Raw genomic sequence first — 25464 nt, 5'->3', positions numbered from 1 at the left:
CCTATTGCCTTTCGCCACGACCATCGACTCCCAGCAGTACCAGCATCCACTCAAGGGAATCGAGTCATGAGCCAAGTCAGAATCATTGATGTGACACTGCGTGATGGGGGGTATCGAAACAACTTCGAGTTCACCACCGATTACGCCATCAATGCCGTTGAGCATCTGGCCGATGTTGGCGTGCACTGCGCCGAGATCGGTTACTGCAACGGCTCGTTCATCCGCAAACCCGAGCATGGCGCCAACAGCGCCGTGACTGGCGACTATATAGACGCGCTGGTCAAGGTAGCGCAGGGGCGTCTGGGCCTGTGCGTGATGGTCCATCCGCGCAACGTCAATGCCGTCGACCTGGCGCAACTGGCCGAACGTGGCGTGACCATGGTGCGAGTCTGCCTGCGCCTGGATCAGCTCGACGAAGGCCTGCAGACCCTGGCCCTGGCCAAATCCTTCGGTGTTCAGGTCAGCGCCAACATCACCCACGTCACCACCCAGCCGGCCGCAGTGCTGGCCGACATGGCCAAGCGCGCCGAAGGGGTCGGCGTGGATGTCATCTGCTTCGCCGACTCCAACGGCCACATGCTGCCCGACGACGTGCGCCAGCTATTCACCCGCACCGCCCGCGACGTGCACACGCCCCTGGGCTTTCATGCCCACAACAATCTGTCGCTGGCCTTGGCCAACGCCATGGCCGCCATCGACGCCGGCGCCGAATACATCGATGCCTCGCTGTGCGGCATGGGCAAAGGCGCCGGTAACCTGCCGCTGGGCATGCTGATCGGCTACCTGCATCGCTGTGACCACCGTGATCGTCACGACCTGGTCAAGGCCCTGGAATTGTCGGAATACACCGCGCAGCGGGTCGCCTCCAGCAACCTGCCCGCGCCGCTGGTCGACGTGATGCTGGGCGCCTACAACCTGCCGTTCGACGTACAGGCGCGGCTGGACGAAGTCATGACCCGTCTGCAACTGGACTCGACCTTCCATGGCCTGCGCGCCCTGCATGAGCAAAACCTCACGACGCGACGCGTAGAGGGGGCCCGACCATGACCCGCCATCGCGTATGCGTATTGCCCGGCGACGGCATCGGCCCGGAAGTCACCGACGCCGTGCTGCCGCTGTTCGACGCCCTGCAGTTGCCCATCGACCTGGAGTTCGCCGAGATCGGCTGGGAATGCTGGCGGCGCGACGGCGACCCGGTACCGGCCCGTACCTGGGCGCACATCGCCGCGGCCGACGCCACGCTGCTCGGCGCCATCACCAGCCAGCCCCTGCACGAGGCCGAGGCGCAACTGCCCGAGCACCTGCGGGGCCAGGGCCTCGACTATGTGTCGCCGGTGATTCAATTGCGCCAGCAACTGGGCCTGTACGCCAACGTGCGGCCGGTCACCGATGTGCTGGGCGACGACCGCTTTCGCTTCACGGTGATCCGCGAGAACACCGAGGGCCTGTATGCCGGGCTCGATTACGGCCGCGTGCCGGCCGAACTCGAACCGCTGCTGCAGCAACGCGAACTGCACGGCGCGCCCTGGACTCGCAACGGCCCGGACGACGCCTGTGTGGCCCTGCGCCTGCAAACCCGCAATGGCCTCACGCGCTTGTTCCACTTCGCCTTCGAGCACGCCCGTCAGCAGGGTTTCGACCGCGTGACCCTGGCCGACAAGCCCAACGTGCTGCGCCACAGCGGCGCCTTCGCCAAAGGTATCTTCGACGAAGTGGCACTGCACTACCCGCAGATCAAGGCCAACATCGATAACGTCGACGCCGTGGCCCTGTGGATGATCCGCCGCCCCGAGCGCTTCGGCGTGGTGGTGGCCGAGAACATGTTCGGCGACATCCTCTCCGACCTCGGCGCCGGGGTGATGGGCGGCCTGGGCCTGGCCCCCAGCGCCAATTTCGGCAGCAAGGCGGCGTACTTCGAACCCGTGCACGGCAGCGCCCCGGCCTACGTCGGCCGCGAGGTGGCCAACCCCAGCGCGATGTTCCTCAGTGTCGCCTTGCTGCTGGACCACCTGGGTTACAGCGACCAGGCCCACGCCATTCAGCGTGCGGTCACCCAGGTGGCCCGGCGCGTCTGCCAGACCCCGGACCTGGGCGGCACCGCCAGCACCCGCCAGGTCGCCAGCGCCATCATCGAACGCAGCCTGGCCAACAGCCTGGCCAGCCGCACCCTTCACTCCGTTGGAACGCCCTCATGAACGCCACTGCCGATCCCCTGCTGCTGCGTTGCGCCGCCCTCGACACCGCCGCCCTGAGCGACGCCCTCGACAGCCTCGGCATCGCCGGCGGCCTGCTGGGCCTGCACCAGCAAGTGCCCGGCACACGCTGCTGCGGCTACGCCTACACCGTGCAATACCAACCGGTGACCGAGCACGGCGGCTTTCGCAATGCCGCCAACTACATCGATGAAGTACCCGCCGACTCGGTGATCGTCTCCTGCAACGATGGCCGTCTGGATGCCACCGTGTGGGGCGACATCCTCACCCACTTCGCCAGCCAGCGCGGCATCAACGGCACCCTGATCGACGGCGTCGGCCGCGACCTCGACACGGTCGGACGCCTCGACTATCCGCTGTTCAGCCGCGGCCGCTTCATGCAGTCGGGCAAGAACCGCGTGCAGCTCAAGGCGGTGCAGGTGCCAGTGCGCATCAGCGGCGTGGCGATCTACCCCGGTGACGTCATCGTCGCCGACGCCAGCGGCTGCCTGGCCATTCCCCGCGCGCAGTTCGAAGCGGTGCTGGCACGCGCCGAAGCCGTGGAGCGGACCGAGCGCGAAATCATCCTGTCGATCAGCCGCGGCTTGTCTCTGGGCGACGCCCGCCGCCTGCATCGTTACGACCAGCCTTGGCTCAACGCGCAAACGAACGTCAAAGACACCCCGCAAGGAGCAGCACAATGACTGCAATCACCCGCAAACCCAACCCCATGTTCAGCAGCAGCAACCGCCTCAAGCTCGGCGTGTTCGGGATCAATATCGAAGGCGGCTGCACCCTCACCTCGGCCCCGGAGCGCCTGGCCGCCGCCGATTGGACCGCGAACCTGCAACTGGCGAAAAAAGCCGACCGCGCCGGCTTCGAACTCTTGCTGCCAGTGGGCCGCTGGCGTGGCTGGGGTGGCGACAGCGACCCCATGGGCGTGTCGTACGAAACCTACACCTGGGCCGCCGGCCTGGCCTCGGTGACCGAACAGATCGCGCTGTTCACCACCTCGCACCTGTCCACCGTGCACCCGCTGTTCGCCGCCAAGCAGGCGGCCACCATCGACCACATCAGCGGCGGGCGCTTCGGCCTCAATATCATCTGCGGCTGGTACGGCAAGGAGATGGGCATGTTCAACGGCGGCACCCAACTGCCCCACGACCGCCGCTACGACCATGCCGACGAGTGGCTGAGCGTGGCCCGCAAGGCCTGGACCGAACCCCAGGCCTTCGATTTCAAGGGCGAGTTCTTCAACATCGCCCAGGGCGTGTCGCAACCCAAACCGCTCAACCGGCCGTTTCTGATGAACGCCGGGGGCTCGGAACGCGGCCGACGCTTCTGCGCCGAGCATTGCGACGCGGCGTTTTTGATCCTCAAGCAGGAAGACGGCCCCGACGCCATGCGCGCGCAGATCAACACCTACCGCGACCTGGCGCGCAAGGAATTCGGCCGCGAAATCCAGATCTGGGTGTACGCCTACGTGGTGCAAAAAGACTCCCTGGCAGAGGCCGAACAGTACCTGGACTACTACGTCAATCAGCACGGCGACGAGGCCGCGCTGGATAACGTCACCGCCGAAATCGGCGTGCAGAGCGGCATGTTCGCCAACGCCGAGGACGCCGAGCGTTTTCGTTTCCACTTCAAGGCGGGCTTTGCCGGCATGCCGCTGGTGGGCACCGCCGAGATGATCGCCGAGCAGTGCAATGCCTACAGCGAACTGGGCATCGACGGCCTGTGCCTGACCTGGCTGGACTATCACCAGGGCCTCGCTGACTTCGTCGACGGCGTGCTGCCGCGCCTCGAACAGCAAGGCCTGCGCCAACCCTATTCGCCGGCCCTGGAGGACGTGGCATGACCGATTTCGCCAACAACGAGCAAGACGCCATCTATCTGGTCAACGTGGTGCATGTCGACGACGGCCAGCAGGACGCGGCGCTGAACGTGCTGCGTTCGGCCGTGGGCTATGTGGCGCGCACCTATCCCTCGTTCGAGTGGAGCCGACTGTACAAGAGCATCGACGGCAAGACCGTGATCAACCAGGCGCTGTGGCGCGATCAGGCCGAGTTCGAGTCGCTGTTCGAGGACGACGAGTTCAACCGCCGCTATCTGAAACTCAAGGAGACCGGCAGTTGGGAATTCCATCTGTACCGTGTCACCGATTACATCCCCAGCGCCCTGGAGGCAGCTGTTAGCGCGTCTTGACCGGCGCGGCGCGGCTTGCTCCGCGCCGCTTCTTTTACCGGCATCGCGTCCTCCGAGTGGAGGCGCGAGTGCCTGCAACGGAGCCTGCACCTGATGAGTACCCTGGATTCGAAACTGTGCCGACTGTTCAATGTCCCCCATCCCGTGATACTGGCGCCCATGGGCGCGGTGTCCGGCGCGCGCCTGGCCACGGCGGTGTCGCGCGCCGGCGGGCTGGGGCTGGTCGGCGCCAGCTATGGCGACGCCACCTGGATGAAAACCGAGCTGGAGCCGATGCGTGAAGTCAGCGAGCCGTGGGGCGTCGGCCTGGTGATGTTCACCGTGGCCAAGCACATGGCCCTGCTCGACCTGGCCCTGGAATACCAGCCCCACGTGGTCGCCCTGTCGTTTGGTGACGTGCGCCCCTTCGTTGCGCCGATCAAGGATGCCGGGGCGCTGGTGGTGGTGCAGGTGCACGATGTCGATCAGGCCCTGGCGGCCCTCGATGCCGGCGCCGATGCCCTGATCGTGCAGGGCGCCGAGGCAGGCGGGCACAGCCTGCGTCGCGCCAGCCTGCCGTTGATTCCGGCGGTGCGGGACGCGGTGGGCGAGCAGCCGGTGTTGATCGCTGCCGGTGGCATCGCCGACGGCCGTGGCCTGGCTGCGGCCATGCTGCTGGGGGCCGACGGGGTGATGATGGGCACGCGGTTTCTGGCCAGCGACGAAGCCCTGCCCTCCACCGGTCTCAAGCAACGGGTGGTGCGAGGCGTCGCCAGCGACACCGTGCGCACCCGCGGTTTCGACCAGATCCGCGGCATCGACTGGCCGGAGCACTACAGCGGCCGCGCCCTGGCCAATCAGTTCACCGACCGCTGGCTGGGCCGCGAACATTTGCTGAGCAGCGCGGCGTCCAGCGTCGCCTACGACTATGCGGCGGCGCTGCGCGACGACAACCTCGATGTACGGGCGATCTGGGCGGGCGAGGTGGTGGATCTGGTCAACGACATTCTGCCGGCCGGGCAACTGGTCGAGCAGATCGTCGCGCAGGCGCGGGAAGTGCTGCAACGAGGGGTGCGCCGATGCCTGTGAAGCCTTTTGCCGATCTGCCGACTGGCGATTCGGGCAGCGTAGCGCCGAGTGGCCTGGACTTGAGCGCCGCTGGAGCAAATGGCGCGTCCTGCAACGGCAGGGACATCGCCTGTGTCAGCCACGGCCACGGCCCTGCCCTCGCGGTGGTCATGGCGCCGGTGATGCCCTATTGGGACGAGGGGCAGTTCTTCGCGCCGCTGACCGAGCGGCTGGTGGCGCTCGGGTATCGGGTGATGATCTTCGACAGCCTGTCGCTGCAACCGGCGCCTGGGGATCTGCCGAGCTTTGCCGATGCCTGGCGCCGGATTCTCCAAGGCCTCGGGCCGATCCAGCTGCTGGCGGGCGGGGCCTTGGGCGGTGCTGTGGTGCAGAGTCTGCTGGCCAGCCGCTGGGCCGCGCAAATACCCGCGACCCTGTTGATCAGTGCGCCGACCCAGGCGGATGCGCGACTGGATGAACGGTTGGGGTATATGGCGCAGCTGGCAGCCGCCGGTGAGCTGACCACGGCATTGCGCTGGCTGGATCACTGGGTGGCAGCCGATACCAATACCCCTGTAGTGAGGGGGCTTGCCCCCGAGAGGCCAGACGTGCATTGCGCGCAGCATCAGCCACAACCTCTCGGGGGCAAGCCCCCTCACCACAAGGCCATGGCCAGCGCTTGCGAACGACTCCAACGCGGCTTCGGCCTGCTGGCGAAACTCGATCTACGCAGTGCGGTGCACGCCTACCCCGGCAAGCTGCTGAGCCTCTACGGCGAACAATCGCACCTGGTCCGCGCCAGCAACGTCAGCTTCCCGCGCACCGCCCGCCACCTGGCCGCCAGCATCCCCGCCAGCGGCATGCGCCCGCATATGGAACAACCGGCGCGGGTCTGGGCCTGCGTGCAGGAACACCTGCATCTGAGCGCGCAGATCGCGCCATGAACTGAATCTTCGCAAAGCGTACCGGCCCCTTCGCGAGCAAGCTCTGCTCCCACAGGTGAAGCAAGTTTCGCTCCCCCGGTGGGAGCAGAGCTTGCTCGCGAAGAGGCCGGCCCAATCAACCTCGATCCCCACACAGGCACCGCCATGAACATCACCGACGCGCAATTCATTGACGTGCACTACCACGCCGGCCCCGACGCCTACCTGCGTCGCCACAGCGCCACCGCAGCCGGCGAGCGCTATCGGGATCATCACGGCTGGGTGGTGCTCAAGAACCACCTCGGCTGCACTGCCGCCCAGGCCTGGGAGGCCCGCGCCCGCGGCCTGCCGGTGTCCGGTTCGATCGTGCTCAACGAAATCGCCGGCGGCCTCGACCCGCGTGTGGTGGAACGTTCGCTGTGCCAGCACGATGCCGATCTGCGCTTTATCGTGCACCTGCCCACGGTCACCGGGCGCCAGCACAGCAGCCGTCTGACCCGCACCCTCAGCCATCCGATTCTCAGCCAGCGGCCGATCCAGGCCCTGACCGTCAGCGGTGCCAGCGGCCAGCTCAGCGCCGCCACCCTCGACCTGCTGCGCATGAGCCGCGACTATCCGCTGGTGATTTCCACCGGGCATGCCAATGGGCCGGAAGTATTGCGGCTGGTGGAAGCGGCGGATCGTCTCGGCGTGCCACGCTTGATGCTCAATCAGCCGGCCAACCCGCTGACCGGGCTGGATGCGACGGCGCTCGAGGCGCTGGGCGACTTGCCGTTCCTGTACATCGAGCAGACCGCCCTCACCTACCTGCTGGGCTACCAGCCGGCCACTGACTTTGCCACCGTGCTGAGGAAGTTGCCGAGGGTGCTGTACAGCTCCGACCTGGGCCAGACCAGCCAGCCTGACCTGCCCCAATGGCTGACCTTGAGCCAGCAATGGACGAAAGACTTCAACCTCAGCGCCGAGCGTGTCGATGACATCACCCGGCGCTGGCCACTGCAGATGTTGAGCCTGTGATGGTTTGGCTGGCGCCCCCGCCGCCATGAAAACCTTGATTCGGCCGGACTGTATCGCGTCATCCTGGCGTCGACGCTCGCCCACGCGAGCGCAGATTTTATTCGCTCCGTGCCTGTAGACTGGGCAGCAACAGCCGGAAGTCGAACGGACGTCTCAGACCCAGCCGACCCGACCACGCCATAAGGATTGCCCATGTCACGCTCCGAACCGCCGGTGACAGCCAGCCGCACCCTTGATGAGACCGACAGCGCCGTTGCCGCCAGCGTGGCGTGCGGGCCCTTTCGCGGGCAAGCCTTGCTCCTATAGATGCACGACGCTGCACCGTGGAAGCAGGGCTTGCCCGCGAAGGCGTCCTTAGGGCCTACCCAAGACCCAGGGCCCGGGCCAGATACGGCGCCGTGCGGCTGCCCTTGATCTTGGCGACCTGCTGCGGTGTCCCCGCTGCCACCAATTGCCCACCCTGGTCCCCGGCGCCCGGGCCGATGTCGATGACCCAGTCACTCTGCGCCACCACGCGCATTTCATGCTCGACCACGATCACCGTATGCCCGCCGTCCACCAGCGCATTGAGCTGCGCCAACAGGCGATCGACATCCCGTGGATGCAGGCCGGTGGTGGGTTCGTCCAGCACATACAACGAGGCACCGCGCTGGTTGCGCTGCAGCTCGGTCGCCAGCTTGATCCGCTGCGCCTCCCCACCTGACAGCTCGGTGGCCGGCTGCCCCAACCGTAGGTACCCCAGGCCGATGTCCGCCAGCACCTGCAGCGAGCGCAACACCGTCGGTTGCTCGGCGAACACCGCCAAGGCCTGCTCCACGGTCAATTGCAGCACCTGAGCGATGGTCAGCCCCTGCCAGTGAATCGCCAGGGTCTCGGGGTTGTAGCGGGCTCCATGGCAGGTCGGGCACGGCGCATAGACGCTGGGCATGAACAATAACTCGACACTGACGAAACCCTCACCCTCACAGCCCGGGCAGCGTCCCTTGGCGACATTGAACGAGAACTGCCCCGCGTCAAAGCCGGCGGCGCGCGCCTCGTTGGTGGCGGCGAACAGCTTGCGCACGTTATCGAACAGCCCGGTGTAGGTGGCCAGGTTCGAACGCGGGGTGCGGCCAATGGGCTTCTGATCCACCTGCACCAGGCGCTTGATCCGTTCCAGGCCGCTGGTGACCCGCCCTTCGCTGCTCTGCGGCGTGTCGTCTTCGAGATCGAGCTCCTGCGGCTCGCCGCTGTCCTGGGGCTGCCCTAGATAGCTGCCCACCAACTCCAGCAGCGCCTGGCTCACCAGGCTGGATTTGCCCGAACCGGAAATCCCCGTCACCGCGGTAAAGCAGCCCAGCGGGAACTCGGCGTTGAGGTTGCGCAGGTTGTTGCGAGTGACACCTTCGAGTCGCAGCCACCCCTGGGGTGCGCGCCGTGCCTCGACCTTGGGGCTGTGATCGTCGAACAGATAGGAGCGGGTCTGCGAGGCCTTTACCTTCGCCAGCCCCGCGGGCGGGCCGCTGTACAACACCTGCCCGCCGTGCTCCCCCGCCGCCGGGCCGACATCGATTAGCCAGTCGGCGCGGCGCATGATCTCGGTATCGTGCTCGACCACGAACAACGAGTTGCCCGCCGCCTGGAGTTTCTGCAGCGCTGCGTAAAGCGCTTCACCGTCAGCCGGGTGTAAGCCGGCGGAAGGCTCATCGAGCACATAGATAACGCCGAACAGCTGAGAATTGAGCTGCGTGGCCAGGCGCAGGCGCTGCAATTCACCCGACGACAGGCTCGGCGTACTGCGCTCCAGCGCCAGATAACCCAGACCCAGGTCGGTCAGGGCCTGCACCCGTTCGAGCAGGTCCTGGGCGATGCGCTGGGCGGCCAAACGCTTTTCCACGGTGAAGGACGAATCGTTGCTGCCGTGATTATGGCCTTCACGGTTCTGCGCCACCGGCTCGAGCAATTCGGCCAGTTGCAGCAATGACAGCCGCGACAACTCGCCGATGTCGACACCGGCGAAGGTCACCGACAACGCCTCGCGCTTGAGGCGCTTGCCGTCGCACAGCGGGCACGGGCTGCCGATCATGTATTGGCTGACGCGTTTTTTCATCAGCACGCTTTGCGAATGGGTGAAGGTGTGCAGGATGTAGCGCCGGGCCCCGGTAAAGGTGCCTTGATAGCTCGGTTCGGCCTTGCGCTTGAGGGCGGTGCGGGTCTGCGCCGGGGTCAGGCCGGCGTACACCGGCACGGTCGGATGCTCCTCGGTGAACAGAATCCAGTCGCGTTGTTCCTGCGGCAGCTCGCGCCAGGGCACATCGACGTCATAGCCCAGGGTCACGAGAATGTCGCGCAGGTTCTGCCCCTGCCAGGCCAGCGGCCAGGCGGCGATGGCCCGCTCGCGAATGGTCAGCGACGGATCCGGGACCATGGTCGCCTCGGTGACCTCATAGACCCGCCCCAGGCCATGGCATTCGGGGCAAGCACCTTGGGGCAGATTGGGCGAAAAGTCCTCGGCATAAAGCATCGCCTGGCCCGGCGGGTAATGCCCGGCACGGGAATAGAGCATGCGCACCAGGCTCGACAACGTAGTCACGCTGCCCACCGACGAACGCGTGCTCGGCGTGCCGCGCTGCTGTTGCAGGGCCACGGCCGGTGGCAAGCCGTCGATAGCATCGACATCGGGCACGCCGACCTGATCGATCAAGCGCCGCGCGTAAGGCGCCACCGACTCGAAGTAGCGCCGCTGCGCCTCGGCATAGACCGTAGAAAACGCCAGCGACGACTTGCCCGAACCCGACACCCCGGTGAACACCACCAGGGCATCGCGGGGAATATCGACGTCGACATTCTTGAGATTGTGCTCGCGGGCGCCGCGAACCTTGACGAAGCCGGAGCTGCCCGGCAGTGGTTGAGGAGGTGTCGCAGAAGGATGCTTGGGTGCCATGGGTCCCGCCCGTTCAAAAGTAAAGGAATCCAGCCATGCAACGCTCAGGCTGGCGGCGGAAACTCGCCCTCGCGGCCCCGTTCGAGCAAGCGCTGGCGCACGGCCCGTTCGATCTCGGCATTGTCGGCCATGGGCCCGCTGCGGATATAGACGCGCTTCAGGTTCTGCTCGTGGGTGCCTTCGCTCATCATTTCATGGCTGACCACCTGGGTTGCACGCCACAGGCAACGCTGCGGCTCGGCCAGCCAGATCTCGGTGCAGGCATCCGACTCGCCACGTTCAAGGCCAGCCAGATCGGTATACAAGGTTTCCATCGGGGCTCTCCTGAGCTTCACTTGTGTGTTGGAAAGCGGGCCGACGGGTTCGGTTCAGCGCAATACGTGCCACGTACGATTTGCTCAGCGTCCAAGCCATCAGTGCGCAAACTTTATCAGCGGCTGCTACTGTCAGACGCGCGTCGTTCTCGAACGCTCATGACCTTGTCGATTGCCTCGACGACTCTTCTATAAGGATCAAGATGCTCGCCTTCATTCTTTACTCCGTACTCACCGGTGTCGCCGCCACTGCCCTGCTCGACCTATGGGCGCAGTTGCTCAAAGCCGTGTTCAACCTGCCGACGCCGCCCTGGCATCTGGTCGGTCGCTGGTTCGCCGGCATGCCCCACGGCACCTTCGTACACCCGCACGGCATTGGCCAGTCTCCCGAAGTCGCCAACGAACTGCGCCTGGGCTGGATCATGCATTACGTGGTGGGGATCATCTTCGCTGCCGCGCTGCTGCTGATCTGGGGCGTGCAATGGGTGCATGCGCCCACCTTCGCACCCGCGTTGATCGTCGGCCTGGTCACGGTCGGTGCCGGCTGGTTCATCCTGCAACCGGGCATGGGCGTCGGCGTGGCCTGTTCGAAAGCGCCCAATCCGAATCTGGCGCGGGCGCTGAATATCATTGGCCACGTGGTCTTCGCCATCGGTCTGTTCGTCAGTGCGCTAATAGTTGGCTGACTCCACAGCCCTCTTCAGTGAATGAGCGGACCGCCGATAACAAGGGGTCGGATACCGAACGCGGATGTCACCATGCTTGCCAGCAGTTACAACAGCCTCTATGTGGTTTTTTCCCTGATCGTTGCGATCATCGCCTCCTATACCGCGCTGAACATGGCCGGGCGCGTGTCCCGTACCCAGGGCAGCGCCTCCGCGTTATGGCTGGCGGGCGGCTCGTTCGCCATGGGCACGGGCATCTGGTCGATGCACTTTATCGGCATGCTGGCCTTCAAGCTGCCCATTGCCCTGGGCTACGACCTGACGCTCACCGCGCTGTCGCTGCTGATCGCCATCGCCTCATCGGCCTTCGCCCTGTGGCTGGTGTGCCAGAAAGACCTGCCCGCGGCGCGCCTGGTAGGCGGCGCGATCCTGATGGGCATCGGCATCGCCGCCATGCATTACACCGGCATGCACGCACTGTTGATGAGCCCGGATGTGCAGTACATTCCGTCACTGTTCGCCTTGTCGGTGGTGATCGCCATCCTCGCCTCCGGCGCCGCGCTGCGGATCGCGTTTCATTTGCGCGGTGAAGGCAAGAACATCCCCCTGTGGCGCTTTCTGGCCTCGCTGATCATGGGCGTGGCGATCGTCGGCATGCACTACACCGGCATGGCCGCGGCGCAGTTTCCGGTCGGCAGCATCTGTGGCGCTGCGGGTGACGGCATCGACAGTAAATGGCTGGTGGTGCTGGTGATCGTGGTAACGCTGGCGGTATGCGCCATCGCCTTGATCGTGTCGATGCTCGACGTGCGCACCCGTCTGCTGGCGAGCTCCCTGGACCGGGCCAACAGCGAGCTGGTGCAGCTGGCCCTGCACGACAACCTGACACGCCTGCCCAACCGCGTGCTGCTCCACGACCGGGTCAACCAGGCCATCGCCAAGGCCGCGCGGCAGAAGATCCATTTCGCCGTGTTGTTCATGGATCTGGACGGCTTCAAGGCGGTCAACGACGCCTATGGTCACCACACCGGGGACTTGCTGCTGATCGAGGTGGCCAAACGCATCCAGGACGCCAAGCGCGGCGAGGACACCGTGGCGCGCCTGGGCGGCGATGAATTCGTGCTGCTGATCGATCCGGGCGAGCCTGAGGACGCAGCGGTGCTGGCCCAGCGCCTGGTCGAATCGATCCGCGCGCCCTATCTGATCAGCCGCCAGACGGTGCATGTTTCGACCAGTATCGGCATCGCCATCTTCCCTCAGGATGGCGACAGCAACCATGAGCTGATGGTCAACGCCGACGCCGCCATGTACCACGCCAAGGAACAGGGTCGTGACGGTTACTGCTTCTTCGAAAGCGCCATGAACGTCAATGCACACCAGCAGTTGCAGCTGCAGCAGGACCTGCGCAAGGCCCTGGACCAGCATGAATTTCTGCTGCACTTCCAGCCCAAGATGATTGCGCCCGATGGCCCCATGACCGGCGTCGAGGCTCTGTTGCGCTGGGAGCGACCGGGCGAGGGACTGGTGCCGCCGGACCGTTTTCTGCCGCTGGCCGAGCGCACCGGGTTGATCGTGCCGATCGGCAACTGGGTGATCTTCGAGGCCTGCCGGCAAATGAGCGAGTGGCATGCCCAGGGCCATGAAAACTGGAACATCGCGGTCAATCTGTCGACCGTGCAACTGGCGCACCCGGGGCTGGTCGAGGTGGTCCGCGAGGCCCTGCACAGCAATGGCCTGCCGCCCCACTGCCTGACGCTCGAGGTCACCGAATCCACGGCCATGCGCGATGCCGAAGCGGCGCTGATCGTGCTCGATCAACTGGCGGCCCTGGGGGTGAGCATCTCCATCGACGATTTCGGCACCGGCTATTCGAGCCTGCTGTACCTCAAGCGTCTGCCGGCCAACGAGTTGAAGATCGACCGCGGCTTCGTCACCGAGCTGGCGCAGGACAACGACGACGCCGCCATCGTTTCGGCGATCATTGCGCTAGGCAAGACACTGGGGCTGAAGATTGTCGCCGAAGGGGTGGAAACCACCGAACAGCAGGAAATGCTCACCGAGCTGGGTTGCACGACCTTGCAAGGTTACCTTCTGGGCAAGCCGATGAGCGCCCAGCGCCTGCTGGAAAGCGTCCAGCACCCCAACCCCCTGTAGCGAGGGGGCTCGCCCCCGAAAAGATATCCGCCAGATGAAGCTGTAACGTCTGCTGAAGCTTTCGGGGACAAGGGGCGTCGGTCAAGGATTGCGCGCGATATGCTCGGGTTGCAGCACCCGCTTGGCGTCCCGATAGGTACGGGCCCAGTACGGATTGTTGAGGTAGTCGAGACGCACCGTGCCGCCCGTGGCCGGCGCATGCACGAAGCGCCCTTCCCCCACGTAGATGCCGGCATGGCTCACTTGCGAGCCTTCAGTGGCGAAAAACACCAGATCCCCTGACTGCAACGCGGCCTTGTCGACCTGCGGCGCGCGCATGCCGACCAGGTCCCGGGTGGTACGCGGCAGCGCGATATGGGCCGCGTCGCGGTAGACGAAGCCGATCAGCCCACTGCAATCGAAACCGGAGTCAGGGGTGTTGCCGCCCCAACGATAAGGCGTGCCCACCAGCCCGAGGGCACGAAACAGCACATCGTCGGCAGCGGGAGCGAAGTCGGTGGGATAGCTGATGACTGACTGCTGCACCATACGTGGCGCAGACGGCGGCGGCGCACTGGCGCAGGCGCCCAACAAGGCGATCACCAGCAACAGCGAGAAACGGGCGCAATACGACATAGAAGAACATCCTGATCCAACTGCCGAAGAAAACAGCTCGAAACCGAAAACTCAAAATCTGAAAACACACAAACGACGGAGGTCGTCAGCCCCCGTCGCTCGTTGGTATTGCCTGTGTTAACAGCCGTGATTTATTTGCGCGAAATCACGGTAGTCGGCGCCATCGCCAAGGCCCGCTTGGCCTCGATGAAGGTCTTGCTCCAGTAGGTGTCGTCGAGGCTATCGATACGGACGCCGCCGCTGCGATGACTGCTGGAGTGGATGAACTGATCGTCGCCCAGGTAGATCCCGGCGTGGCTGACACGGCCACGGCCGCGGGTGCTGAAGAACAGCAGATCGCCAGGCTTGAGACTGTTGCGCGCCACCAGTGGCGCCTTGACGTTGATCATTTCGCGAGTGGAGCGCGGCAAGGTCATACCAGCCTCTTCACGAAACAGATAACCGATGAAGCCGCTGCAATCGAAGCCCTTTTCGGTCGAACCACCGGTGCGGTAGCGGGTACCGATCAGCGATTTGCCGCGTTCCAGGATGCTGTCAGCCAGGGCTGGCATCTGGTAGGCGTTGTTGCTGGAGAAACGCGCCAGTTCGTTTTCAGTGGCGATTTCGTCTTCGAATACGGAGGAAGCGTTGGCGGAAGCGATCGAGCTGCTGCGGCCGTGGCCTTGAGTCTGAGACTGCGCGTGGAGTGAAGATTGCGCGATGACTGGATCTGTAACCTGCTGTTGCGACACCGGTGACTGGGCGGCGCAACCTGCGAGCAGGGTAACAAGTGCAATGGGCACGAGGGGTGCTAAGCGAGCAAGCATGGGCACGACCGTGGGTAAGAAAATTATGAAGTGGCGATATTGCCTTTTATCGTCGTCATTTGCAAATTCAATCGAACATTTTGTGACTCAACGGTTTCGCGATGACATCTAACCCGCCCCTCATACCCCCAGACCTCGTCCAAAGCCGCAGAAACACTGGCCACTGACTTGATATCACTGATGAAATCATCAAGTGGCACAAAGCCAATATTGGATAAAGTTTTGGCGTCAATCCGTTGAAAACGCTCTACATCGCGGTTCGAGGCTAAAGGTCCATAGATTGTTTGAATCGATGGACGCGCAACAATCTTCTAAAAAACCGGTTTGTCAGGGGGAAACGTCAGAAAGACGGTAACAGCGGCCTAGTGGCTTCTTGACATAAAGCAAGGTCCGGGCCAATAGCCGAGGTCACCGGTTTTTTTGCTGACGAAGTGCCGTTACCAGCCCAGGGTTTCCTTGAGGAAAGGGATGGTCAGCTTGCGTTGGGCTTGCAGGGATGCCTGATCCAGCCGTTCGAGCAGGTCGAACAGTGCACTCATGCTGCGGGTGCCGCGGGTGAGGATGAAGTGCCCAACTTCGTCGGTGAGGTGCAGACCCCGACGTGACGCGCGCAATTGTAGGGCACGCAGTTTGTCTTCGTCCGACAATGGGCGCATCTGGAAAATCAGCGCCAGGGTCAGGCGCGACTTGAGGTCGGCCAGTTTGATCGGCAATTCCCGGGGCGAATGAGACGCGGCGATCAGCAGGCGCCGACCGCTGTCGCGCAGACGATTGAACAGATGGAACAGCGCCTCTTCCCAATCGGCACGCCCTGCCACCGCCTGCAGATCATCGAGGCACACCAGCTCGTATTGCTCGAGGTTGTCGAGCAGCTCGACGCCGCGATCCATCAATTGCGCCAGTGGCAGGTACACCGCCGGCTCACCCAGTTGCTCGAAGCGCAGGCATGCGGCCTGCAACAGATGCGTGCGCCCGACTCCGTGTTTGCCCCACAGGTAGATGAGGCTTTCGGTCCAGCCGGCATCGGCCTCGCACAAGCGCTCGACATAGCCGAGAGCCGCCGCGTTGGCACCTGGGTAGTAATTGACGAAGGTGGCGTCGTCGCGCAGACGCACACCCAAGGGCAGCTGAATCGGTTTCATGCTGGCTGAACGGCTCTGGCGAGCCGCAAAGGGCCTCTGGATGAAGTCGGCAAAGTCTATACCCCTCGCGCTAGACGCACAATGCGGCAGACCACAAGCAAAATCAAAGGTTTGCGACCGCCGCGCTACAGCTCAGGGTCTTCGCTGCCGCCGTAGATATCCGACTCTTTATAGAGGTCTTGAACATGGCGGACCAGCACCATGATCACTGCGGCGACCGGCAAGGCCAACAATACTCCAGTGAAGCCGAACAATTCACCGCCAGCAAGGATGGCAAAGATCACCGCCACCGGATGCAGGCCGATTCGATCACCCACCAGCAAAGGCGTCAGGACCATGCCTTCGAGCAACTGGCCGACCATGAACACCGCCGCGATACCCGCCATATGGGTGGGGTCGAGGCCGAACTGGAACAACCCGGCGACGATGGCCGAACCGATGCCGATGATGAAACCCATGTACGGCACGATCGCCGCCAGGCCCGCGACCATGCCGATCAACAGGCCCAGATCGAGGCCGACCAGCATCAGGCCGGCGGCATAGATGAAGCCCAGAGCGACCATCACCAGCAACTGGCCGCGAATGAACGCTCCCAGCACTTCGTGACATTCGCCCGCCAGGTTGACCACCTGATCTTCGCGATGGCGTGGCAGCAGGCTGCGGATCTTGGCCATCATCACGTCCCAGTCGCGCAGCAGATAGAAACCGACCACCGGGATCAGCACCAGGTTGGTCAGCCAGCCGATCAGCGCCAGGGTCGAGGTGGTGGCTTGCGCCAGCACCACGCCGACGATGTCGCCGGTCTGCCCCATGTGCTCGGAAATGGCCGCCTTGATCTTGTCAAACTTCCAGAAGCCGTCACTCAGGCCCACGTGCGACTGCACCCAGGGCAATGCGGTCTGCTGCAGCCAGTCGAGCATCTGCGGCGCCAACTGGTACAGGCTGACCAATTGCTTGGCGAGCATCGGCACCAGCACCGCCAGGGCAATGACCACGATCAGGGTGAAGAAGGCGAACACCACCACCACGCTGAGCGTGCGGGACAGCTTCAGCTTCTCCAGGCGATCGGCCAGTGGGTCGCCCATGTAGGCAAGCAGGATGGCGATCAGGAATGGCGTAAGAATAGGGTGCAACAGGTAGACGAAGGCACACAGCAGCAGCACCGCACCTAACCAGAACCAGCGACGCATGTCGGTCATTTATATTTCCATTTGTTCAGCGAGGGGCCTGGCCCCTCGCTACAGGGGAAGAGCGTTTTCGAAAAACGTGTTCAATAGTGGAAGTGCAGGTCATTGGCAGACACCGCCGGGGCCGCGACCACCGGAGCGGGTGCTGCCGGTGGCACCGGCGCGGCAGCGGGGGCTGGCGCGGCTGGCTGCACCTCATGCAACTTGGCCAAGGCCATTTGCGAACGAATCTGATCGGCACTGGCGGTGACCTTGTAAGTCACGCTGTCGCCATTGACGCTTTTGACCTGCCCGCCGAACGCCTCGAGCAAGCGGCCCATCTCGGCGTAATGATCGAGGGTCATCCCGCCGATCTCCACGGTCAGGTCGGCCGAGGCGCCGGGCTTGGCCACATAACGCGGCGCCAGCCGCTCACTCACCGCCAGCAGGACGGCATCGGCCAGTGCGGCCTGATCGGCGCCTTCGCTGGTGCCCTGTTCTTTCTGCCCGCCCAGCCACAGCCGCCATTTGGCCTGCCACTTGTCGCCATTCTGGGTGGCGTGCACAGCCAGCAAGGCATCGGCGCCATAGCGTTCGGAGGCGCCTTGCAGCGGCGCCGGGTCGGTGCCCTCGAGATTCTTGGCAGTGCCGACCAGTTGCTCGCTGAGATCGGCCAGCGGCAGGCGCAATGGCAGGCCACGGTGGCGCGACGCCGTGCGCAGCGGTTGCGCCGCGGCCTGGCCATCGCCGACCAGGCTGGCGCCATCGGTGCTCTCATTGAGCCACCAGCCGAGGATCACTGGCCGGTTGTTACCCCACATCGCCAGCCCGGCGCCGCGCAGGGCCTTGTCGGTGCTGACCGGATCGAAATCGACTTGCAGCGCTTGCGGCGGGCCGGCTTCATAGCCGTACTGGCTGATGATCTGCTGGGTATTGCCCTTGATCGTCGCCAACCCCGGATTGTTGATGGCCTTGGGGTCGCCGGTGAGGCGCAGCACCAGCGTCTCCAGGGCACGCTGAATGGCCTGGGTGCGTTCATCCGGGGTCTGGCTGGCGACAGGTTCCTGGACCTGATACAGGTTGGCAACCACCTCGGCATGGGCGGACAGACTCATTACGGATAAACAGCTGGCGAACAGATAGTGGTGCAGACGCATGAAAGATTCCCGACGGGCAGAAGCGGACTGTGCTGTGTGACCACACTTTCCCGCAATTCATTCAGCTAGCCAATAAAAGAATTCGTAATCGTTGCGTCCGCACCTCCCCGCCAGCGCGGGATATTCACCGTGCAGCGCAAAATAAATCGGCCAATACCCCCCTGCCCGTCGGCCTGAGGATGGCCGCTAACCGGCAAGCCTGATAAAATCGCGCGCCTTCGCAGACCGACGATGACCGAGCCGGCCGTTTGCGCCTCGTGTGCGCAAGGCTCCTCTTATCCGTTGCGGTCGTATTCCCGAATCCCTCCCTCTAAAAAGGCCTGGATCATGAGCAAGCAACCCTCCCTGAGCTACAAGGACGCCGGTGTAGACATCGACGCCGGCGAAGCATTGGTCGAACGCATCAAAGGCGTCGCCAAGCGCACCGCGCGCCCCGAAGTCATGGGCGGCCTGGGCGGTTTTGGCGCCCTCTGTGAAATCCCGGCCGGCTACAAGCAGCCCGTGCTGGTCTCCGGCACCGACGGCGTCGGCACCAAGCTGCGCCTGGCGCTGAACCTCAACCGTCACGACAGCATCGGTATCGATCTGGTGGCCATGTGCGTCAACGACCTGGTGGTCTGTGGTGCCGAGCCGCTGTTCTTCCTCGACTACTACGCCACCGGCAAGCTCAACGTCGACACCGCCGCTGACGTGGTCACCGGCATCGGCGCCGGTTGCGAACTGGCCGGTTGCTCGCTGGTAGGTGGCGAAACCGCCGAGATGCCGGGCATGTATGAAGGCGAAGACTACGACCTGGCCGGCTTCTGCGTCGGCGTGGTGGAAAAGGCCGAGATCATCGACGGCTCCAAGGTCGCCGCTGGTGATGCGCTGATCGCCCTGCCGTCGTCCGGCCCGCACTCCAATGGCTACTCGCTGATCCGCAAGATCATCGAAGTCGCCGGTGCCGACATCGAGACCGTCCAGCTCGACGGCAAGCCGCTGACCGATCTGCTGATGGCGCCTACGCGCATCTACGTCAAGCCATTGCTGCAACTGATCAAGGACACCGGCGCAGTCAAGGCCATGGCCCACATCACCGGCGGCGGCCTGCTGGACAACATCCCGCGCGTCCTGCCCAAAGGTGCTCAGGCCGTGGTCGATGTGGCCAGCTGGCAGCGTCCGGCGGTGTTCGACTGGCTGCAGCAGCAAGGTAACGTCGATGAGCACGAGATGCACCGCGTACTCAACTGCGGCGTCGGCATGGTCATCTGCGTGGCCCAGGCCGATGTCGAGAAATCCCTGGCCAGCCTGCGCGCTGCCGGCGAACAACCCTGGGTGATCGGCGAAATCGGCATTGCAGCCGAAGGCGCCGCGCAGGTCGAGCTGAAGAACGTCAAGGCTCACTGATGCCGGCAACCTGCAATGTCGTGGTCTTGCTGTCGGGTACCGGCAGCAATCTGCAAGCCCTGATCGACAGCATCGGGGCGGTTGCTGCGGATGCCCAGGTTCACCCGGCACGCATCGGCGCGGTGATTTCCAATCGCGCCGATGCCCTCGGCCTGCAGCGTGCCCGCGAGGCAGGCATTGCCACGCAGGTACTGGAGCACGCCGGCTTCGAGGGTCGCGAGGCCTTCGACAGCGCCCTGATGGCCTTGATCGACAGCTTCGATGCCGATCTGGTGGTGCTGGCCGGCTTCATGCGCATCCTCAGCCCTGCCTTCGTGCGTCACTATCAGGGGCGCCTGCTCAACATCCACCCTTCCCTGCTGCCCAAGTACAAGGGCCTGCACACACACCAGCGCGCACTGGATGCCGGCGATGCCGAGCATGGCTGCAGCGTGCACTTCGTCACCGAGGAACTCGATGGCGGACCGTTGGTCGTACAGGCCGTGGTGCCGGTCGCCGCGAACGATACGCCGCAAACACTGGCGCAACGCGTGCACGCCCAGGAGCATCAGATTTACCCACTGGCCGTACGCTGGTTTGCCGAGGGCCGATTGTGCCTCGACGAACAGGGTGCCATGCTTGACGGCAAGCGCCTTCCGGCCAGTGGTCATTCGATTCGACTTTAGGAGATTCTATGCGTCGCGCTCTACTGCTCGCTCTTGCATTGTTCACGCTGCCGGTTGTCCAGGCCGCAGACCTCAAGCCCTTCTCCGCCAGCTACACCGCCGACTGGAAGCAACTGCCCATGAGCGGCACCGCTTCGCGCGAGCTCAAGTCCAACGGTGACGGCACCTGGACCCTCAATTTCCAGGCGTCGATGATGATCGCCAACCTCAACGAAAGCAGCGTCATCAAGGTCGAAAAGGACGCCCTGCTGCCGCAGAGCTACCACTTCGAACGCGGCGGGCTGGGCAAGGCCAAGAAAACCGATCTGGATTTCGACTGGAGCACCAAGACGGTCACCGGCACCGACCGCGGCGATGCCGTGAAGGTCGCGCTCAACGCCGGCATGCTCGACAAGTCGACCTACCAGCTGGCATTGCAACGCGACGTCGCCGCCGGCAAGAAAGCCATGAGCTACCAGGTGGTGGACGGCGGCGACGTCGACACCTATGACTTCCGCGTGCTGGGCACTGAAAAAGTCGCGACCGAAGCCGGCCAGGTCGATGCCGTAAAGGTCGAGCGCGTGCGCGACCCGACGCAAAACTCGCGTACCACCGTGCTGTGGTTCGCCAAGGACTGGAACTACCTGCTGGTCCGCCTGCAACAGGTTGAAAAGGACGGCAAGGAATACAACATCATGCTCAAGGACGGCACGGTGGATGGCAAGGCGGTCAAAGGCAGCTAAGCCCTGCCCACCCGCAAAAACCCCGCCCGGTGCGGGGTTTTTTATTGCCTGTAGCGAGGGGGCTTGCCCCCGAAAGAATCCGGAAGTTAAAAAATATTCGTCGGCCATTTTCGGGGGCGAGCCCCCTCGCTATAGAGAGGGTCGAGCGTTCGCTTGCGAACCATGAATTTTCTTTCATGTTCGATTTTCACCTGCGACAAAACGCCACAGACCTTGAATTCTGCGGGCTACAGCGATCGTGAATTTTCTGCCATGAAAGTGAACCGAAAATATCAGTTTACTTAGGATCCTAACCAATTCTATAACGTAGTCACTGCACCACTTCTCCGATGCAGATCTCAAAACTGGAGTTTGCAGAATGACAGTAAAAGTAAGTGAACGCGACGATGCCCATTTGTCCCACGAAGCCGTAGCACACGGCGTGCGGATCTGGGATGTATACCAACAGGATTTGCTGGTCGGCATGTTCCATGACGAACGTGACGCACTGAGCTACAAGCAGGAACTCGAGACCCTCGAGGCGCAACGTAGCCAGCTGTCATAACGCTTGCAAAAGCGGCCCCAGCCAGACAAAACCCCGCCATTGCGGGGTTTTGTCTTTTTACCGGTTGTGCATTTGCCGGGTTACCACATCAGATCGTCCGGGATCTTGTAGGCCGCGTACGGATCGTCCTCGGCAGGCTCTTCGACCTGGGTGTTGAGCAGCAGAATGCGCTGCGGGTCGCGCTCCTGGATCTTCAGCGCCGCCTCACGGGGAATGACCTCGTAGCCGCCTCCGTGACTGACAATCGCCAGCGAGCCACTGCTGAGCTTGCTGCGCATCAGGCTGTTGACCGACAGACGCTTGACCTTCTTGTCGTCGACGAAGTTGAAATAGTCCTCGGTGGTCAGCTTGGGCAGGCGTGATGCCTCGATCAATTGCTTGACCTGGGCCGCACGGGCCTTCTGCTCGGCTTTCTCCTGCTGCTGGCGGTTGAGCTCCTGATCACGCTTGACCTTCTCGGCCATGGCCTCCTGGGCCGCACGCTGCTGGCTGTCATCGACTTCGACCTGGCCTTTGTTCTCCAGGCGTTTCTGCTTTTGCTTCTCTTTGGTGACTTGCTTGACTTGCTTCTGGTTGACCAGACCGGCTTTCAACAATTGGTCGCGCAGGGAAAGGCTCATGGGTGCTCGCTCACTTATGCAACGGCTCAGCCACAGCTGGGCAGGTTGTGTTCCTGACGTTTGGCTTCGCCCCACAGAGCGTCCAAATCCTCAAGGGTGCAATCTTCAATGGGACGGTGGGTGTCGCGCAATGCCTGTTCGATAAAACGAAAGCGTCGCTCGAATTTGCGATTGGCGCCACGCAGGGCGTTTTCCGGGTCGATCTTGAGGTGTCGGGCCAGATTGACCACGCTGAACAGCAGGTCGCCAACTTCCTCGCTGACGCCAGCCTGGTCGCCACTGGCCATGGCTTCGAGGACTTCATCGAGTTCCTCGCGGACCTTGTCGAGCACCGGCAACGCCGCTGGCCAGTCGAAGCCGACGCCGGCCGCGCGCTTTTGCAGTTTGGCGGCGCGGGACAACGCCGGCAAGGTGGCCGGCACGTCGTCGAGCAACGACAGCTGCTCAGGGGCTGCGCAGGCCTCGGCACGTTCCTCGGCCTTGATCTCCTCCCAACGCCGCTTGACCTGCTCTTCGCTCAGGCGCGGCACGTCCAGCGGCGCGTAGAGATCGCCCGTAGGAAACACATGGGGATGGCGGCGAATCAACTTGCGGGTGATGCCATCGACCACGCCGGCGAATTCGAAGCGCCCTTCTTCGCGCGCCAACTGGCTGTAATAGACCACCTGGAACAGCAAGTCGCCGAGTTCGCCCTGCAGGTGATCGAGATCGCCGCGCTCAATGGCGTCAGCGACCTCATAGGCCTCTTCGAGGGTGTGGGGCACGATACTGGCGTACGTCTGCTGGATGTCCCACGGGCAGCCGTACTGCGGGTCACGCAGACGGGCCATGAGGTTGAGCAGGTCGGGGAGGCTGTACATCCTGGAAATCTCTGAATAGGCGGGTGGCCCTTTCGGGGGCAAGCCCCCTCGCTACAGCGTCGAGCTTGTAGCGAGGGGGCTTGCCCCCGAAAGGCCATCAAGGCGTACGATTACGCCGCGTCTCGATGATGTTCGGCAGCTGCGATATCCGCCCCAGCAAACGCCCGAGGGCCTCCAGGCCGGGAATCTCGATGGTCAGCGACATCAGCGCGGTGTTGTCTTCCTTGTTCGAGCGGGTATTGACCGCCAGCACGTTGATGCGCTCGTTGAGCAGCACCTGGGAGACGTCGCGCAGCAGCCCGGAGCGATCGTAGGCACGGATGATGATGTCCACCGGATAGGTGAGCACCGGGATCGGCCCCCAGCTGACCTGGATGATGCGCTCCGGCTCGCGGCCGCCCAACTGCAGCACCGAGGCGCAGTCCTGACGGTGGATGCTGACGCCACGACCCTGGGTGATATAGCCCACGATCGCATCGCCAGGCAGTGGCTGGCAGCAGCCGGCCATCTGCGTCAACAGGTTGCCCACGCCTTGGATCTGGATATCGCCGCGCTTGCCTGGCTTGTAGCCGGTGGCTTTGCGGGGGATCAGCTCCAACTGCTCGGTACCGCGCTCGGGCTCGACCAGTTGCTGGGCCAGATTGACCAGTTGGGTCAGGCGCAAGTCACCGGCGCCCAAGGCCGCGTACATGTCTTCGGCCGTGCGCAGATTGGCTTTTTCGGCCAGACGCTCGAAGTCCGGCTGCGGCAGATCGAGACGGCTCAATTCGCGCTCGAGCAGGCTCTTGCCGGCCGCGACGTTCTGATCGCGGGCCTGCAGCTTGAACCAATGAACGATCTTGGCCCGCGCCCGCGAGGTGGTGACGTAGCCCAGGTTGGAGTTCAGCCAGTCGCGGCTCGGCGTACCGTGCTTGCTGGTGATGATTTCCACCTGCTCGCCGGTATTGAGGCTGTAGTTGAGCGGCACGATGCGGCCGTTGATCTTCGCGCCCCGGCAGTTATGGCCGATCTCGGTATGCACCCGATAGGCGAAGTCCAGCGGCGTGGCGCCCTTGGGCAAGTCGATGGCATGGCCGTCGGGGGTGAACACGTAGACCCGATCAGGCTCGATATCGACCCGCAGCTGTTCGGCCAGACCGCCGATGTCGCCCAGCTCTTCGTGCCATTCGAGCACCTGACGCAGCCAGGAGATCTTCTCTTCGTAATGGTTGGAGCCGGATTTGACGTCGGTGCCCTTGTAGCGCCAGTGCGCGCAGACGCCGAGCTCGGCCTCCTCGTGCATGGCGTGGGTACGGATCTGCACCTCGAGGACCTTGCCTTCCGGGCCGATCACTGCGGTATGCAGCGAGCGGTAGCCGTTCTCCTTGGGGTTGGCAATGTAATCGTCGAATTCCTTGGGGATGTGCCGCCACAAGGTGTGCACGATGCCCAGCGCGGTGTAGCAGTCGCGCATTTCCGGGACCAGCACGCGCACCGCACGCACGTCGTAGATCTGGCTGAATTCCAGGCCCTTGCGCTGCATTTTGCGCCAGATGGAATAGATGTGCTTGGCGCGGCCGCTGATGTCGGCCTTGACCCCGGTATCGAGCAGTTCGTTGTGCAGCTGGCTCATGACGTCGCTGATGAAGCGCTCGCGGTCGAGCCGCCGCTCGTGCAGCAGTTTGGCGATCTGCTTGTACTGCTCGGGCTCCAGGTAGCGGAAGGACAGGTCCTCCAGCTCCCACTTGATATGGCCGATACCCAGGCGGTGGGCCAGCGGCGCATAGATGTCGAACACCTCACGGGCCACACGGTTGCGTTTTTCATCGTCGGCGCTTTTGACCGCACGAATCGCGCAGGTCCGCTCGGCCAGCTTGATCAGGGCCACACGCACGTCGTCGACCATCGCCACAAGCATCTTGCGCAGGTTTTCGACCTGGACCTGCGAGCCCAGTACCAGTGACTGGCGCGGGCTGAGGCTGGCACTGATGGCGGCCATGCGCAGCACGCCGTCGACCAGCTTGCCCACCGTGGCGCCGAACAGCTCGGTGACCTCTTCGAGGGTCGCCTTGCCTTCACGCACGGCACGGTAAACCACCGCAGCCACGAGAGAATCCTGGTCGAGCTTGAGATCGGCGAGAATTTCCGCGATCTCGAGCCCCGCCTGGAAACAGGCGGTGCCATCGGCCCAAGAATGCTTGGCCGCATTACCGTTCAACTCCGCTTGCTGGGCGAACTCGCAGGCCGTTTTCAGGGCCTCGCGGTCGAGCGCCAGATCAACGGTGACGATATGATCGAGCCACGCGTCGAGATTGATACTGCCGTCGGTGTTGATCGGCTGGTTCGCTCTCACCTGTACCAT

Annotated in this window: 24 protein-coding genes; 14 read left to right on the top strand and 10 right to left on the bottom strand. The window is 63.7% G+C overall.

From position 1 onward, the window contains the following. The first annotated feature begins 66 nt into the window (after positions 1–66). The 8 genes from AC3WJP_RS08375 (at position 67) to AC3WJP_RS08340 (ending at position 7384) form a co-directional block, all read left to right on the top strand. Entirely contained in the window at positions 67–1047 is a 981-nt protein-coding gene (locus tag AC3WJP_RS08375) for a hydroxymethylglutaryl-CoA lyase-like TIM-barrel protein (RefSeq protein ID WP_493721013.1), read from the top strand. Then, positions 1044–2195: an isocitrate/isopropylmalate dehydrogenase family protein gene (locus AC3WJP_RS08370; protein WP_493721012.1), complete on the top strand. Its 1152-nt coding sequence runs from the start codon at positions 1044–1046 to the stop codon at positions 2193–2195. Before AC3WJP_RS08375 ends, AC3WJP_RS08370 begins: the two co-directional genes overlap by 4 nt. Then, a complete protein-coding gene (locus tag AC3WJP_RS08365) occupies positions 2192–2896 on the top strand; it encodes an RraA family protein (protein ID WP_493721011.1) in 705 nt (234 codons plus the stop codon). The genes AC3WJP_RS08370 and AC3WJP_RS08365 overlap by 4 nt, the downstream gene beginning before the upstream one ends. Further along, the gene (locus tag AC3WJP_RS08360; protein WP_493721010.1) at positions 2893–4050 is read left to right on the top strand and encodes an LLM class flavin-dependent oxidoreductase; all 1158 of its coding nucleotides are present in this window, start codon (positions 2893–2895) and stop codon (positions 4048–4050) included. Before AC3WJP_RS08365 ends, AC3WJP_RS08360 begins: the two co-directional genes overlap by 4 nt. Next, on the top strand, positions 4047–4397 hold the full coding sequence (locus AC3WJP_RS08355) for an antibiotic biosynthesis monooxygenase family protein (RefSeq protein WP_493721009.1): 351 nt from the start codon (positions 4047–4049) through the stop codon (positions 4395–4397). The genes AC3WJP_RS08360 and AC3WJP_RS08355 overlap by 4 nt, the downstream gene beginning before the upstream one ends. 93 nt (positions 4398–4490) lie before the next feature. Continuing rightward, the gene (locus tag AC3WJP_RS08350; protein WP_493721008.1) at positions 4491–5465 is read left to right on the top strand and encodes an NAD(P)H-dependent flavin oxidoreductase; all 975 of its coding nucleotides are present in this window, start codon (positions 4491–4493) and stop codon (positions 5463–5465) included. Next, positions 5456–6388, top strand: coding sequence for an alpha/beta hydrolase (locus AC3WJP_RS08345; RefSeq protein WP_493721007.1), 933 nt, complete (start codon positions 5456–5458; stop codon positions 6386–6388). Before AC3WJP_RS08350 ends, AC3WJP_RS08345 begins: the two co-directional genes overlap by 10 nt. A gap of 144 nt (positions 6389–6532) precedes the next feature. Further along, on the top strand, positions 6533–7384 hold the full coding sequence (locus AC3WJP_RS08340; RefSeq protein ID WP_493721006.1) for a DUF6282 family protein: 852 nt from the start codon (positions 6533–6535) through the stop codon (positions 7382–7384). A 361-nt stretch (positions 7385–7745) separates the two neighbouring features. Here the strand turns inward: AC3WJP_RS08340 and AC3WJP_RS08335 are convergent, their stop codons facing one another. Together AC3WJP_RS08335 and AC3WJP_RS08330 are read right to left on the bottom strand one after the other, a co-directional pair. Then, complete coding sequence (locus AC3WJP_RS08335; RefSeq protein WP_493721005.1) at positions 7746–10307, bottom strand: excinuclease ABC subunit UvrA; 2562 nt, start codon at positions 10305–10307, stop codon at positions 7746–7748. A 44-nt stretch (positions 10308–10351) separates the two neighbouring features. After that, positions 10352–10621: a hypothetical protein gene (locus tag AC3WJP_RS08330; RefSeq protein WP_493721004.1), complete on the bottom strand. Its 270-nt coding sequence runs from the start codon at positions 10619–10621 to the stop codon at positions 10352–10354. Positions 10622–10824: 203 nt separating this feature from the next. Between AC3WJP_RS08330 and AC3WJP_RS08325 the strand changes: the two genes are divergently transcribed. Together AC3WJP_RS08325 and AC3WJP_RS08320 are read left to right on the top strand one after the other, a co-directional pair. After that, positions 10825–11307, top strand: a complete 483-nt coding sequence (locus AC3WJP_RS08325; RefSeq protein WP_493721003.1) for a DUF2938 domain-containing protein — start codon at positions 10825–10827, stop codon at positions 11305–11307. Positions 11308–11379: 72 nt separating this feature from the next. After that, a complete protein-coding gene (locus AC3WJP_RS08320; RefSeq protein ID WP_493721002.1) occupies positions 11380–13440 on the top strand; it encodes a putative bifunctional diguanylate cyclase/phosphodiesterase in 2061 nt (686 codons plus the stop codon). A gap of 81 nt (positions 13441–13521) precedes the next feature. Here AC3WJP_RS08320 and AC3WJP_RS08315 read toward each other — a convergent pair whose 3' ends face one another. The 5 genes from AC3WJP_RS08315 to AC3WJP_RS08295 form a co-directional block, all read right to left on the bottom strand. Then, complete coding sequence (locus AC3WJP_RS08315) at positions 13522–14055, bottom strand: C40 family peptidase (protein WP_493721001.1); 534 nt, start codon at positions 14053–14055, stop codon at positions 13522–13524. A gap of 131 nt (positions 14056–14186) precedes the next feature. After that, positions 14187–14861 (bottom strand): C40 family peptidase, encoded by a 675-nt coding sequence (locus tag AC3WJP_RS08310; RefSeq protein WP_493721000.1) that lies wholly within the window; start codon positions 14859–14861, stop codon positions 14187–14189. Between the two features lie 437 nt (positions 14862–15298). Then, positions 15299–16003 carry a DnaA regulatory inactivator Hda gene (hda, locus tag AC3WJP_RS08305; RefSeq protein WP_493720999.1) on the bottom strand — a complete coding sequence of 235 codons (705 nt, stop codon included), beginning with the start codon at positions 16001–16003 and terminating at the stop codon, positions 15299–15301. Positions 16004–16128: 125 nt separating this feature from the next. Then, entirely contained in the window at positions 16129–17202 is a 1074-nt protein-coding gene (locus AC3WJP_RS08300) for an AI-2E family transporter (RefSeq protein ID WP_493720998.1), read from the bottom strand. Between the two features lie 71 nt (positions 17203–17273). Beyond that, entirely contained in the window at positions 17274–18326 is a 1053-nt protein-coding gene (locus tag AC3WJP_RS08295) for a DUF2066 domain-containing protein (protein WP_493720997.1), read from the bottom strand. Between the two features lie 327 nt (positions 18327–18653). On the opposite strand from AC3WJP_RS08295, the gene purM reads away from it, so the two are divergent. The 4 genes from purM to AC3WJP_RS08275 all read left to right on the top strand — a co-directional run bounded on the left by purM (position 18654) and on the right by AC3WJP_RS08275 (position 21643). Further along, the gene (gene purM, locus AC3WJP_RS08290; RefSeq protein WP_493720996.1) at positions 18654–19712 is read left to right on the top strand and encodes a phosphoribosylformylglycinamidine cyclo-ligase; all 1059 of its coding nucleotides are present in this window, start codon (positions 18654–18656) and stop codon (positions 19710–19712) included. Further along, positions 19712–20377, top strand: coding sequence for a phosphoribosylglycinamide formyltransferase (gene purN / locus AC3WJP_RS08285; protein WP_493720995.1), 666 nt, complete (start codon positions 19712–19714; stop codon positions 20375–20377). Before purM ends, purN begins: the two co-directional genes overlap by 1 nt. Positions 20378–20385: 8 nt before the next feature. Next, positions 20386–21099, top strand: a complete 714-nt coding sequence (locus AC3WJP_RS08280) for a DUF3108 domain-containing protein (protein ID WP_493720994.1) — start codon at positions 20386–20388, stop codon at positions 21097–21099. Positions 21100–21457: 358 nt separating this feature from the next. Next, on the top strand, positions 21458–21643 hold the full coding sequence (locus AC3WJP_RS08275; protein WP_493720993.1) for a hypothetical protein: 186 nt from the start codon (positions 21458–21460) through the stop codon (positions 21641–21643). An 80-nt stretch (positions 21644–21723) separates the two neighbouring features. On the opposite strand, the gene AC3WJP_RS08270 is transcribed toward AC3WJP_RS08275, so the two are convergent. The 3 genes from AC3WJP_RS08270 to relA all read right to left on the bottom strand — a co-directional run bounded on the left by AC3WJP_RS08270 (position 21724) and on the right by relA (position 25464). Continuing rightward, on the bottom strand, positions 21724–22263 hold the full coding sequence (locus tag AC3WJP_RS08270; RefSeq protein WP_493720992.1) for a DUF2058 domain-containing protein: 540 nt from the start codon (positions 22261–22263) through the stop codon (positions 21724–21726). Positions 22264–22289: 26 nt separating this feature from the next. After that, a complete protein-coding gene (mazG, locus tag AC3WJP_RS08265; protein ID WP_493720991.1) occupies positions 22290–23123 on the bottom strand; it encodes a nucleoside triphosphate pyrophosphohydrolase in 834 nt (277 codons plus the stop codon). A 97-nt stretch (positions 23124–23220) separates the two neighbouring features. Beyond that, positions 23221–25464, bottom strand: coding sequence for a GTP diphosphokinase (relA, locus tag AC3WJP_RS08260; RefSeq protein ID WP_493720990.1), 2244 nt, complete (start codon positions 25462–25464; stop codon positions 23221–23223).

The organism is Pseudomonas sp. GW821-FHT01A09, assembly GCF_058986725.1.
The sequence above is the reverse complement of the archived record's forward strand: the minus strand, read 5'-3'. Positions and strand labels throughout refer to the sequence as shown.

Bases quoted from the DNA above. Each gene is read 5' to 3' on its own strand.
- hda (WP_493720999.1), bottom strand. From the start codon at position 16,003: ATGAAACCGATTCAGCTGCCCTTGGGTGTGCGTCTGCGCGACGACGCC.
- purM (WP_493720996.1), top strand. From the start codon at position 18,654: ATGAGCAAGCAACCCTCCCTGAGCTACAAGGACGCCGGTGTAGACATC.
- mazG (WP_493720991.1), bottom strand. From the start codon at position 23,123: ATGTACAGCCTCCCCGACCTGCTCAACCTCATGGCCCGTCTGCGTGAC.
- AC3WJP_RS08335 (WP_493721005.1), bottom strand. From the start codon at position 10,307: ATGGCACCCAAGCATCCTTCTGCGACACCTCCTCAACCACTGCCGGGC.
- AC3WJP_RS08330 (WP_493721004.1), bottom strand. From the start codon at position 10,621: ATGGAAACCTTGTATACCGATCTGGCTGGCCTTGAACGTGGCGAGTCG.
- AC3WJP_RS08350 (WP_493721008.1), top strand. From the start codon at position 4,491: ATGAGTACCCTGGATTCGAAACTGTGCCGACTGTTCAATGTCCCCCAT.
- AC3WJP_RS08365 (WP_493721011.1), top strand. From the start codon at position 2,192: ATGAACGCCACTGCCGATCCCCTGCTGCTGCGTTGCGCCGCCCTCGAC.
- AC3WJP_RS08345 (WP_493721007.1), top strand. From the start codon at position 5,456: ATGCCTGTGAAGCCTTTTGCCGATCTGCCGACTGGCGATTCGGGCAGC.
- AC3WJP_RS08300 (WP_493720998.1), bottom strand. From the start codon at position 17,202: ATGACCGACATGCGTCGCTGGTTCTGGTTAGGTGCGGTGCTGCTGCTG.
- AC3WJP_RS08295 (WP_493720997.1), bottom strand. From the start codon at position 18,326: ATGCGTCTGCACCACTATCTGTTCGCCAGCTGTTTATCCGTAATGAGT.
- AC3WJP_RS08280 (WP_493720994.1), top strand. From the start codon at position 20,386: ATGCGTCGCGCTCTACTGCTCGCTCTTGCATTGTTCACGCTGCCGGTT.
- AC3WJP_RS08315 (WP_493721001.1), bottom strand. From the start codon at position 14,055: ATGTCGTATTGCGCCCGTTTCTCGCTGTTGCTGGTGATCGCCTTGTTG.
- AC3WJP_RS08360 (WP_493721010.1), top strand. From the start codon at position 2,893: ATGACTGCAATCACCCGCAAACCCAACCCCATGTTCAGCAGCAGCAAC.
- purN (WP_493720995.1), top strand. From the start codon at position 19,712: ATGCCGGCAACCTGCAATGTCGTGGTCTTGCTGTCGGGTACCGGCAGC.
- AC3WJP_RS08375 (WP_493721013.1), top strand. From the start codon at position 67: ATGAGCCAAGTCAGAATCATTGATGTGACACTGCGTGATGGGGGGTAT.
- AC3WJP_RS08340 (WP_493721006.1), top strand. From the start codon at position 6,533: ATGAACATCACCGACGCGCAATTCATTGACGTGCACTACCACGCCGGC.
- AC3WJP_RS08355 (WP_493721009.1), top strand. From the start codon at position 4,047: ATGACCGATTTCGCCAACAACGAGCAAGACGCCATCTATCTGGTCAAC.
- AC3WJP_RS08325 (WP_493721003.1), top strand. From the start codon at position 10,825: ATGCTCGCCTTCATTCTTTACTCCGTACTCACCGGTGTCGCCGCCACT.
- relA (WP_493720990.1), bottom strand. From the start codon at position 25,464: ATGGTACAGGTGAGAGCGAACCAGCCGATCAACACCGACGGCAGTATC.
- AC3WJP_RS08310 (WP_493721000.1), bottom strand. From the start codon at position 14,861: ATGCTTGCTCGCTTAGCACCCCTCGTGCCCATTGCACTTGTTACCCTG.
- AC3WJP_RS08320 (WP_493721002.1), top strand. From the start codon at position 11,380: ATGCTTGCCAGCAGTTACAACAGCCTCTATGTGGTTTTTTCCCTGATC.
- AC3WJP_RS08370 (WP_493721012.1), top strand. From the start codon at position 1,044: ATGACCCGCCATCGCGTATGCGTATTGCCCGGCGACGGCATCGGCCCG.
- AC3WJP_RS08275 (WP_493720993.1), top strand. From the start codon at position 21,458: ATGACAGTAAAAGTAAGTGAACGCGACGATGCCCATTTGTCCCACGAA.
- AC3WJP_RS08270 (WP_493720992.1), bottom strand. From the start codon at position 22,263: ATGAGCCTTTCCCTGCGCGACCAATTGTTGAAAGCCGGTCTGGTCAAC.